Annotated in this window: 12 protein-coding genes; all 12 read right to left on the reverse strand. The window is 37.9% G+C overall.

Going from position 1 to position 9693, the window contains the following annotated elements:
* Positions 1 to 74: 74 nt before the first annotated feature.
* Positions 75 to 1034, reverse strand: coding sequence for a CapA family protein (locus ABUA47_RS20355; protein ID WP_349829758.1), 960 nt, complete (start codon positions 1032 to 1034; stop codon positions 75 to 77).
* On the reverse strand, positions 1031 to 2140 hold the full coding sequence (locus ABUA47_RS20360; RefSeq protein WP_057089500.1) for a sugar-transfer associated ATP-grasp domain-containing protein: 1110 nt from the start codon (positions 2138 to 2140) through the stop codon (positions 1031 to 1033). Before ABUA47_RS20360 ends, ABUA47_RS20355 begins: the two co-directional genes overlap by 4 nt.
* A gap of 4 nt (positions 2141 to 2144) precedes the next feature.
* Entirely contained in the window at positions 2145 to 2552 is a 408-nt protein-coding gene (locus ABUA47_RS20365; protein ID WP_057089499.1) for a VOC family protein, read from the reverse strand.
* Positions 2553 to 2554: 2 nt separating this feature from the next.
* Positions 2555 to 3622, reverse strand: coding sequence for a ketoacyl-ACP synthase III (locus ABUA47_RS20370; RefSeq protein ID WP_087333036.1), 1068 nt, complete (start codon positions 3620 to 3622; stop codon positions 2555 to 2557).
* Positions 3623 to 3626: 4 nt separating this feature from the next.
* Positions 3627 to 5093 carry a class I adenylate-forming enzyme family protein gene (locus tag ABUA47_RS20375; RefSeq protein WP_195326558.1) on the reverse strand — a complete coding sequence of 489 codons (1467 nt, stop codon included), beginning with the start codon at positions 5091 to 5093 and terminating at the stop codon, positions 3627 to 3629.
* Entirely contained in the window at positions 5086 to 5322 is a 237-nt protein-coding gene (locus ABUA47_RS20380; protein ID WP_057089496.1) for an acyl carrier protein, read from the reverse strand. Before ABUA47_RS20380 ends, ABUA47_RS20375 begins: the two co-directional genes overlap by 8 nt.
* Before the next feature lie 6 nt (positions 5323 to 5328).
* Positions 5329 to 6084: an SDR family NAD(P)-dependent oxidoreductase gene (locus tag ABUA47_RS20385; protein ID WP_057089495.1), complete on the reverse strand. Its 756-nt coding sequence runs from the start codon at positions 6082 to 6084 to the stop codon at positions 5329 to 5331.
* On the reverse strand, positions 6084 to 7118 hold the full coding sequence (locus ABUA47_RS20390) for a 3-oxoacyl-ACP synthase III family protein (RefSeq protein WP_057256425.1): 1035 nt from the start codon (positions 7116 to 7118) through the stop codon (positions 6084 to 6086). The genes ABUA47_RS20385 and ABUA47_RS20390 overlap by 1 nt, the downstream gene beginning before the upstream one ends.
* A gap of 5 nt (positions 7119 to 7123) precedes the next feature.
* On the reverse strand, positions 7124 to 7354 hold the full coding sequence (locus ABUA47_RS20395; RefSeq protein ID WP_057089543.1) for an acyl carrier protein: 231 nt from the start codon (positions 7352 to 7354) through the stop codon (positions 7124 to 7126).
* Between the two features lie 35 nt (positions 7355 to 7389).
* Positions 7390 to 8637 carry a hypothetical protein gene (locus tag ABUA47_RS20400; RefSeq protein ID WP_118274440.1) on the reverse strand — a complete coding sequence of 416 codons (1248 nt, stop codon included), beginning with the start codon at positions 8635 to 8637 and terminating at the stop codon, positions 7390 to 7392.
* A 14-nt stretch (positions 8638 to 8651) separates the two neighbouring features.
* Positions 8652 to 9290 (reverse strand): hypothetical protein, encoded by a 639-nt coding sequence (locus ABUA47_RS20405; protein ID WP_057089492.1) that lies wholly within the window; start codon positions 9288 to 9290, stop codon positions 8652 to 8654.
* A 13-nt stretch (positions 9291 to 9303) separates the two neighbouring features.
* Positions 9304 to 9693 (reverse strand): sugar transferase (locus tag ABUA47_RS20410; protein WP_349831956.1); only part of this gene is annotated, 390 nt, incomplete at its 5' end.

Consider the following 9693-nt stretch of genomic DNA (forward strand, 5'->3'; position numbering starts at 1 on the left):
CCAAAAACTGGGTTACAGAACGAACCAAAACGCTTAGGAAAGTGAGCTAAAATTGGTACAACAAACTGGACACCCTATTTAGTTGATTCATCCCAATAAGAGTGAAGAACTATACCAAATTCAGCTAAAACATTATCAAGAAAGAAGCCGACATCGGGAGTAAATGCTAAATTCCCAAGGGCATAAGCGCAGAATACACCATTATCCAAACGTTCACAGCGTAGTGAAGTATGAGGGTGGTTAGCTACAATAATATCAGCACCGGCCTCTTTTAGACTATCAATAATAAATCTGGTATAGAAACCTGGAGATGGATTATATTGTCCTCCAACATGAGGATAAGCCACGACAATATCTGCCACTTCTTTTGCTTTATGAACCTTTTCAAGAACCCTTTCCAGAAAAACTTGATTTTTTGAATTGGTAATAGCAGCAGGTGAGACATCATCAGAAATATATTTTTCTATAGATTTTCCCTCTCCTGATGTTTTAAATTCCAACTTCAATAATTTCTGTTGTTTCTTGGTCAAATCAATTCTCCACTGTTCATCCTCATTGAGAAACACCCCATTCAGTTGCGAATTGGTTCCAAAAGTACAGCATATAACAGCTACCTTCAGAGTACCGACTTGCTTAACAAATACTTTTTCACTATCTCCTACTGTAAGATAACTACCAGAACAATCAATGCCAGCAGCTTTAATACAACGCAATGTCTCAGACAAGCCATCTACCCCTCTATCCAAACAATGGTTATTGCAGGTCGCTACAAAATCAATACCAGCCGCTTTCACCTCATCCAATAACGAAGAAGGAGTAGCAAAGCATACATCTGATTGAGTGATATTATCTTGAGTATAAGGGGAACGCATGATGGGTGATTCCAAATTAGCAATCACATAATTAGAATCCTTCAACAGAGGTGCCAAACCAGACAGATACCCATCATATCTATACTCACCATGTTTCTTCATTACGGCATCATTCTGTGCTTTCAAACACATGATGTCTCCAAGAAAACTCAATTTAATCATACTTTCATCATAAGTCTTGAACCATTCTCAAATTTCATCTCTACGCTATTGCGATAGTCTTTATGAACTTTAGAGACTCTCTCCATCACTTCATCCAAATATTTTCCAAAAAGAGGTCCACCATTCATCTGTGCAAATCCTGATTCTGCAGTTAGATTCATCTCTATGAAAACCGGCTCATTATTTACATCAAGTGCAATATCCCACCCGACCAAATCGAAATAGGGCAGACGACGATGCAAATCAAACACGAATTTCATCACTCTATCATAATTCGGTATAGTAAGGCTTTCAAATCCTAAGAATTCTTTCAATGTAGGTTTATCAAGTGTGTGATAGCGAAGAACACGCTGATCGAGACTACCATCATCATAAACATGGCAGAAACCACCACCTGTCGATGCATTATCATTAAACGCACCTTTACCTCCAAATCGAACGACTGATACCAATAGTACATATTCTCCAGCTAAAGTACGATAAGTATAAATTCTAAGCGTGTTCAGTGACGACTCGTTCAGTTTCTTCAATGTTGCACTTTGTTCAAGCCGTTTCTGAATATTGAAATCCCATTTATATGTCTCAAACAAATCCTTGACTTTCGCAGTATCAATTTCTTCCTTCCGAACCAATTTCACATTCTTACCTGAACCTGAATCAATGGATGGCTTGATTATACAATCCAAATCAGTTGCAAGTACCAGTTTAACAGCTTCTTCTGTAGAAATAGGCATATCATCAGGGCTAAAGAATCTACCATTAATATTCTTCATCAGAATGGAAGGTTTCTTAATATCAGGGAATAGTCTGTCATAACCATTTTTATCCATATAGGAATTGATAAAATCGAAACGATTCAAGCAAGGAATAACATAATAGTAATACACATCATCCGACATATACCTATCATTATAATCAGAGCACCACATCCTTGAATAGAAATCAGCATATACCATTGAAACCTGAAAACCATATTGTGCAAAATACTCAGAATACTCCTTCTTATGTACTCTATAGTCAAAAACATCACGTGAAGGCAGTGTATGATTCTTTAAAAAATCAAAGCCTAAGAATTGTTCTTTTTTTGTATTGATAAATTTTTCCATGACACTATTCTTTAATTTGTGCCAACTGCACCAATCCAACATTTTTTTTAAACATAAATACCATCAAAGCATCATCCAGTCCATGACCAGGTATAGGTTTCGCCAAAGGCATGAACTTACGTGCACGGAGTTCTTGCATAGCTTCGTCAATATCATCTACCGCATAGCATATATGATACGGTGTAGGACCATTTTTTGCTAATATTTTCACTATAGGAGAAGTCTCATCCAACGGTTGAAGAAGTTCAACAGTAGGAAATCCTTCTCTGCAGGCGTAGGCTACATAAACTTTCTGGATGGGTTCAATTACAGTTTCAGAAACAACATACCCTCCAGCTACATACTCTGGCTTAACTTTTTCTATATCATTTACGGCAAAGCCTATATGATGGAAACGTGCATTTTCTAACATGATTATTTTGACTTATATATTTGTACATCAGTACAAACAATGTTATCAATATTGAATTCCATACATCCCCACTGAAGCCCCACCCCAAAACCGCAGGCTAGAATATGGTTGGCGTTGTTATGAAGCCGTTCCTTACACTGAGTCACGAGAGTTAGAGGAATTGATGCACATGTAACGTTACCATAGTCCGCTAGGCAATACGGACATTTTTCCGCGGGAATTTTTATACTTTTACGAATTTTTTCATCAATGAATTTATTTGCCTGATGCAACAGCAAAAGATCAATAGTATCAACATTGATATTATACTGAGCAATACATTCCTTTAGGGCACGAGGAGGAACCTTAATAGCAAATGAAAAAACATCCATGCCATTGACAACCATATCATTACCCTTACGAATAATGCCAGGTTCAACCTCTTTTTCCTGTAATGTTTCTGGAGTAATAGGATAACGCATACCACCATACTTGGTATAAATGGCAGAAATACCGCTACCATCTACTCCGAATGTAAAATTCATGGGCTTTGCATTCACATCGTATTCCAGAGCCGTTACTGTTGCAGCATCAGCAAACAGAGGACGAACAGTTCTATCCCTTTTATTCCGGTTAGTAGAGTTAGTCTCTGCATTTATCATCAAACCACGTTTTAAACCGCCATGAGAGAGCATAGAAGCAGCAATACTCATACCATTTACGAAACCACAGCAACCAAGAGGTACATCCATCACGCAGCAGCCTTTACTTAACCCTAATCTATCTTGAAGAATGCAAGAAGTCATAGGAGCTATATAGTCACGTGATTGGCAAACATATACCAACAAGTCAATACTTTCTTTTTCCCAACCCAATTCTGCAATCATCTTCTCAACAGCTACAACTGTCAAGTCAGATGCCGTTGTACCAGAATCAACCACATGCTTCCTCTCTATACCGGTTGACGCAATAATCTTTTTGGCCTCTTCTTCATTTTCAAAAATTGACAAAGTAAGATTTTCTTCAACCTTCTCAGGTACACAAGCCGATAAACCTGCTACCCTTACATTATTAACTGTTAATGCAGACATAATCTTATTTAATGAGTGATAATCGTTGCACTTTCCCTGTTGCAGTCTTCGGAATGCGCGCAATAAATTCATACTCTGTTGGAATTTCATAAGGTTCAAGCAATCCGCTAAGACCGTGCATGATTTCGTCAAAGGAGAGTTGGCAGCCCATCTTCTGAATAAAAGCTTTAGGCACTTCGCCAAGAATACCTTTAGGATCTTTGACTGGAACCACAGCACAGTCTATTACACCAAGACTTTTAATAGCTTCTTCGATAGTCAGCGGGCTGATTTTCTTTCCTCCAATGTTGATTAATTCTTTTTTGCGACCAACCATATAGTAGAGTCCGTTTTCATTTTTGAAACCAAAGTCCCCTGTGCGAAAATAATCCCCGAAGAATGCCGCCGCATTGTCCTTATCAAGCAAATAACGGCTCATCACCATATTACCCCTTACGCAAATCTCACCCTGCTGTCCCGTAGGCATTTCTGTGCCATTATCATTCATAATTTTCGCTTCCACCTCTTCGGATGTAGGCATCCCAATAGTATCCAGATTGTCCTTGTACTGATGGAATTCCATGAAGAACGAACGCGAGGCTTCAGTCAATCCATAGTGCATACAGATGCGCGTGTTGGGGAACAAGCCAATCAATCGTTGCTTTGCCTCGATAGACATAGGGGCGCTCCCTATCTCGATATAACGAAGACTATCAGCAAACTGTGCTATACGATTTCCACTCAACTTAGTTATATATTCCCAAACAGCTGGTACCATGCCGAATCCTGTAGCCTTATACTTTTCCATAGCTTCAAAAAAGACCTTTAGATTGGCAAAGTTCCCTACTAATATCAGGGTTGCACCTTTGAGGAGTGAACAACGAAGACGGCCAAGACCAAACGAATGGCTCAGTGGCAATCCCAATACTTCACGTTCATCAGCACTATTGCCAATGAATCCGTTAATGTTCCTTGCCGAAGAGGCTATGTTATAATGCGATAAGCAGACAGCTTTAGGATCGCTCGTCGTACCAGTGGTGAACATGATGTCCGCTATGTCATCCTTATCCAATGAAGGATTCTTAGTATCCTTAGCTTCACCAGAAAGTTCCAGACTATCTATAGCAATATTCTTAGCCCCATCAAACACAAACTTAGGAAGACCGAAAATGCACTTTGGCTTTACAGTATTCGAGATGAATAAGAGTTTATCTTGTGTCGAAGCAGGATCAACCACCACATTCACAATGCCCCTCAAATGGGCACCGAAATATAGATAAACAAACTCTGGTTCTTTCCGTGCTGTAATGATGATACTGTCTCCTTTACGAAGGCTTAGAGTATCAAGATAATCAGAAGCCAGCCAAATGCTATTTTTAAGCTGTTTATAGCTAATCTCTTTAGCATCACATACCAGTGCAATTTTATCAGGCATATGTTCCGCATGCTCAACTATGGCTTGCAACAAACAGCTATGCGAAATATCACTCATTCTTAAGTTTTATTATTTCTTCAACTATTGCTTTTATGTTGTTGAGTTCATAGAGGTCCTCAATAGGAATATCAACCTCCAATTCTTCCTCAATAGTTGATATAATAGTCAGATTCCCGACCGAATCCCACTCCTCAATATCACCGGCGGCCAAATCATCAGTAATTCGTTCAATATCAATGCCCAATGTATCGGCAATTATTTCTTTAATTCTCTCTTTATAGTCCATAATAATTTATTTAGTTGTTACTCCACCATCTATAACGAATTGGCATCCTGTAACCCAGGAAGAAGCATCACTCAGTAAATATATTGCTGCGGGAGCTATATCCTGCACTTCACCATACCGTTTCAAAGGATAGGTTTCCATGTCTTTTTGATAATCTTCATCAGAGAGCGCCCCACTGGAATTAATAAGATTTGTATTAGTCATACCCGGATTGATGGTGTTTACCCTCACTTTTCTTCCAGCAAATTCAATAGCAGCATAGCGCATGTATGTACTCAATGCAGCTTTTGCGCAACCATAAATTACATTACCCGGAGTGATTCGATTATTGCCTGCAATGGATGAAATATATACTATGCTCCCTCCTTTATTGATTTTTTTCTTTTTATAAATCAATCGAGTAAGTTCTACCGCTGCAAAAAAATTCAGATTGAAAATTCTATCGAACTTCTCTCGCGTTGCAAATTGAAGAGCCAAAGTTCCACCGATACCTGCTGAGATTACTAAACCATCTATAACAGGCATATCACTGACCAACTTCGTCAAATCTTCCTGATTGGTTATATCAGCAGTTATATAAGTATTACCGTTTCCATCCATCTCATCCAAAACAGACTTTAGATTTTCCTCACTGCGAGCACAGACAACTATCTTACCGCCCATTTTTGAACATTCAATAGCTATCTCTCTTCCAATACCAGAAGAAGCGCCAACAACAAGAATTGTTTTTCGCTTGAGAGCAAAAGGATTAAACTCTACCATTATACTTCTACTAATTCAGATATTAATAAATGTTCTGTCTCAAAAGCAACCGTACCCCAACTAAGGCCTACACCAAATGCACAACCAATTATTTTGGTAGGCTTATCTTCAATTTTACCTTTCAATTGGGTAACAATCGTCAAGGGAATCGATGCCGATGATGTATTTCCAAAATGGAGCATACTATATGGCATCTTTTCAGCATCCAATTTCAACTTTTTACGGATTGTTTCTGTCATTTTGTAATTAGCTTGATGCAAAATCACATAATCAAAAGATGTGTAATCCATCTCATAGTTAGCTGTCAGCTTCTTTATGCTCTTTGGCGCTGTCGTAATACCAAAAGCAAATACATCCATACCCTTCATGCGAGTCTGTATAGCATGGCGCTTACGCCCATCTTCACACAACTCAAGCTTTAAAGAATCTTCATTAAACTGGTTTCTGCAACCACCCCCCGGGCGAATAATCGCATCATAACCAGTACCATCAGTTCCCAAATCAAAATAGAACGGTTTTGCCTCCTTACTGTATTCCAATGCCGTAGCTGTACAAGCATAACCAAAGAGTTGATCCAGCTCTTCTTTTGCTTGTTTACGAGCATCACCAGCCAGCAGGATTGCTTTTTTTATATTCCCTGTCTGCATTAAACTGGATAATACGGACAATCCATACACCCAGCCAGAACAACCAAGATTGATATCCATTGCCATACAACTACGCTCTAATCCCAATTTAGCTTGCAGAATACACGCAGTTGCAGGAAGAATGTAGTCAGGAGTCTGGGACACGAAAACCAATGCACCAATTTCTTTCTTGTCCCACCCCAGATCTGCAATCAACTTTTCAGCAGCAGGGAGGCCAAGGTCAGAAGTTGTCAATCGTTCATCATAACGTTTCTCCTTGATACCAGTAGTTTGTACGAAGTCTTCAGCACCATACTTATCAGTAGTAGAAACAGAACCTTCGGCATGTTTAGGAACACCAGCCGATATGCCAGTGATCCTAACATTCTCTACTTTCAAATAAGCCATAAGACCTAAGCCTTACTTGCGACTACATTAAACAAGTCTTCAATGGTCTTTGAGTTGCGAATATCGTCACCCTTAATGGTAACGTCATACTCCTCATCAACCATTGCAATGATGCTAAGAGCAACAAGAGAACTCCACTCGTCAAGAGCCTTAAATTCTGTTGCAGCCGTGATTTCACTTACATCAGTATCGTCAAACTGATTTGCAAAATTCTCGATAAATTCATTTAATTTCATTATGGTACAATTTTGAATGATTATTATTGAATGTTCTAACATTTACCAACTATTTTTCTTAACCATCTGTAGTTTACACCAAAACCTATTACTTTATATATAGTCCACATAAACGTATATATTCTGGCTTTTAATGTAATGGGGAAATCTGTCTCTTTCATCAATTGATATATCTCTTGATAATAGGTTTCCCTTCTTTTATAGGCAATCACTTTTCCTACATAGAGGTCTTTTGATTTATCATAATATTTTAAATCAAAAATATTGTGATATTTCTCTTTCTTCCCCAAAATATCAAGCGTTAGAATGGTACGCAGGCATTTATCACATCGAGTACAATTCAAAAACTCATCTTTCACTTTTGCAATGTCTTCATTAAGTCCATCATTAGCAATAAGTTCTTTCCAACAAACATAGAGATATTTGTAAGTATCCTCAAAGTCTGCAATTTTTCTTGTTTTGTTTACTCTATCAAGACATGGATCACCATTTATTAACTCTGTTGTCTCAGTGGATAATGCCGGAAGTAAAAATGGCGATTGATAATGCATATCTTTATTCGAAAAACTCGTATCCCTTATATGAAACGAACTTGCATAGATGTATCTGCGAAAAAGCTTCTGCATACTCAAAACCACACTCATATTTCTAATCAATGCACACTGATTAAAATCAAAGCCTTCATAGAGTTTTGAGATATTTGATTCAACAGCTACTACCGGAATTTTCTTCGTTTTCGCATATGCGTCCACTAGTTTAAAGTCATTGTCATACGACTCTTTTACTTTATCCAAATTCTTATCTCCGTGAGCACCTACATTGAAATAGGTGAAATGAGTAAGCCTATACGATGGAGAACAATCAGTTCCAATATGGTCAATTATAGTTGAGAAGCTATCCACGCCAAGTGAGCAACCGGTAGCCACTGCTTTTGCTTGATAATTTTGATTAGACAAATGCTTACAATGAATTTTTATTTCTTTTCCACCATATATCTGAGCCAATATTGGTATTACTGTATGCACAAGATTATAATAAAGTTTTTCAGAAATTGTATCGCACTCAATATCTTGCCCCAATTTAATTGCCATCAGTAGGATACCTACAACGAAACAATCAGAAGATTCATTCGTGAGATACTGTCCATAATCTTTGGTTGTCGCATAGAATACTTCTTCCCCATTAGGATTTACTTCCGTTTTACTTTTATTATCAGACATATACGAAACTAAAAAGACCTTTCTATCCACTTCTCTAACAATCGGCTTACTTATACGAATCATATATAAATCTGTGCTTAAAATTTGAATAATTTTGCAGGATTGCCTATATAGGTTGACTCATTTTTAGGTTTTGTGAGGAGAATGCCACCCGGACCTAAGTTAACGCCTGAACCAATCCTATTATATTGCACTACAAATGACATGGCTCCAAAAAGGTTGCCATCTCCAACAGTAACACCACCAGAAATTCTTGCTCCAGGCATAAAAGCATTACAGTTACCGACAATGACTTCATGCCCGAAGCTGATATGTCCATTCATTATATTGAAATTACCCATAGATACATTGCAACTAAGATGACAATCTAAACAAAATATATTCCCTTTACCTAAACTTATTGTCTCGTCATCTGCAAACGTACAAGAAGGATGAATGATATTCGGATAATCTATCAATGGATTGGTAATACCTTCACTTATTTTCTTTAGCATTTGGGGATTGCCATTAGCAATTACGATATCTATTGGAGTTTTCCAAGAGTTTAATTCATCCATACCTCCTATGCAATCGCCATACTGAAGTTGTTTGCCTTTATCCACTCCATCATCAAAAAATCCGACAAAATTCCAATCAGGAGATTTTAGAGTCTTAAAAATCAAACAATATATTTCACGGCCAAAACCACCTGCACAATATATACCCAAATCTTTCATGACTTATTATCTGTTAATTGTGACCATTAAATTTCTCCATTGTTATCGATGTAGCAGATGAAATTCCTTCTCTCTTCAGTACAGATTTAATGGTAATAAAAATTATTTTCAAATCAGTCAGTAGCGAACAATGATCTACATACCACACATCTAATTTAAACTTTTCAGTCCAGCTAATAGCATTGCGCCCATGGCACTGCGCCCATCCTGTGATACCAGGTCTAACCTCGTGACGACGCGCTTGTTCTTCACTATATAAAGGCAGATATTCCGGCAATAAAGGTCTTGGACCAATCAATGCCATATCCCCTTTCAAAACATTAATTAATTGCGGAAGCTCATCAATACTAGTGGCACGAACAAATTTACCCACATGAGTCAATCGTTTAGCATCCGGCAATAA

It is taken from the genome of Bacteroides sp. RTP31139st1_H2_RTP31139_211217, from assembly GCF_040227615.1.
GTDB classification, from domain to species: domain Bacteria; phylum Bacteroidota; class Bacteroidia; order Bacteroidales; family Bacteroidaceae; genus Bacteroides; species Bacteroides uniformis.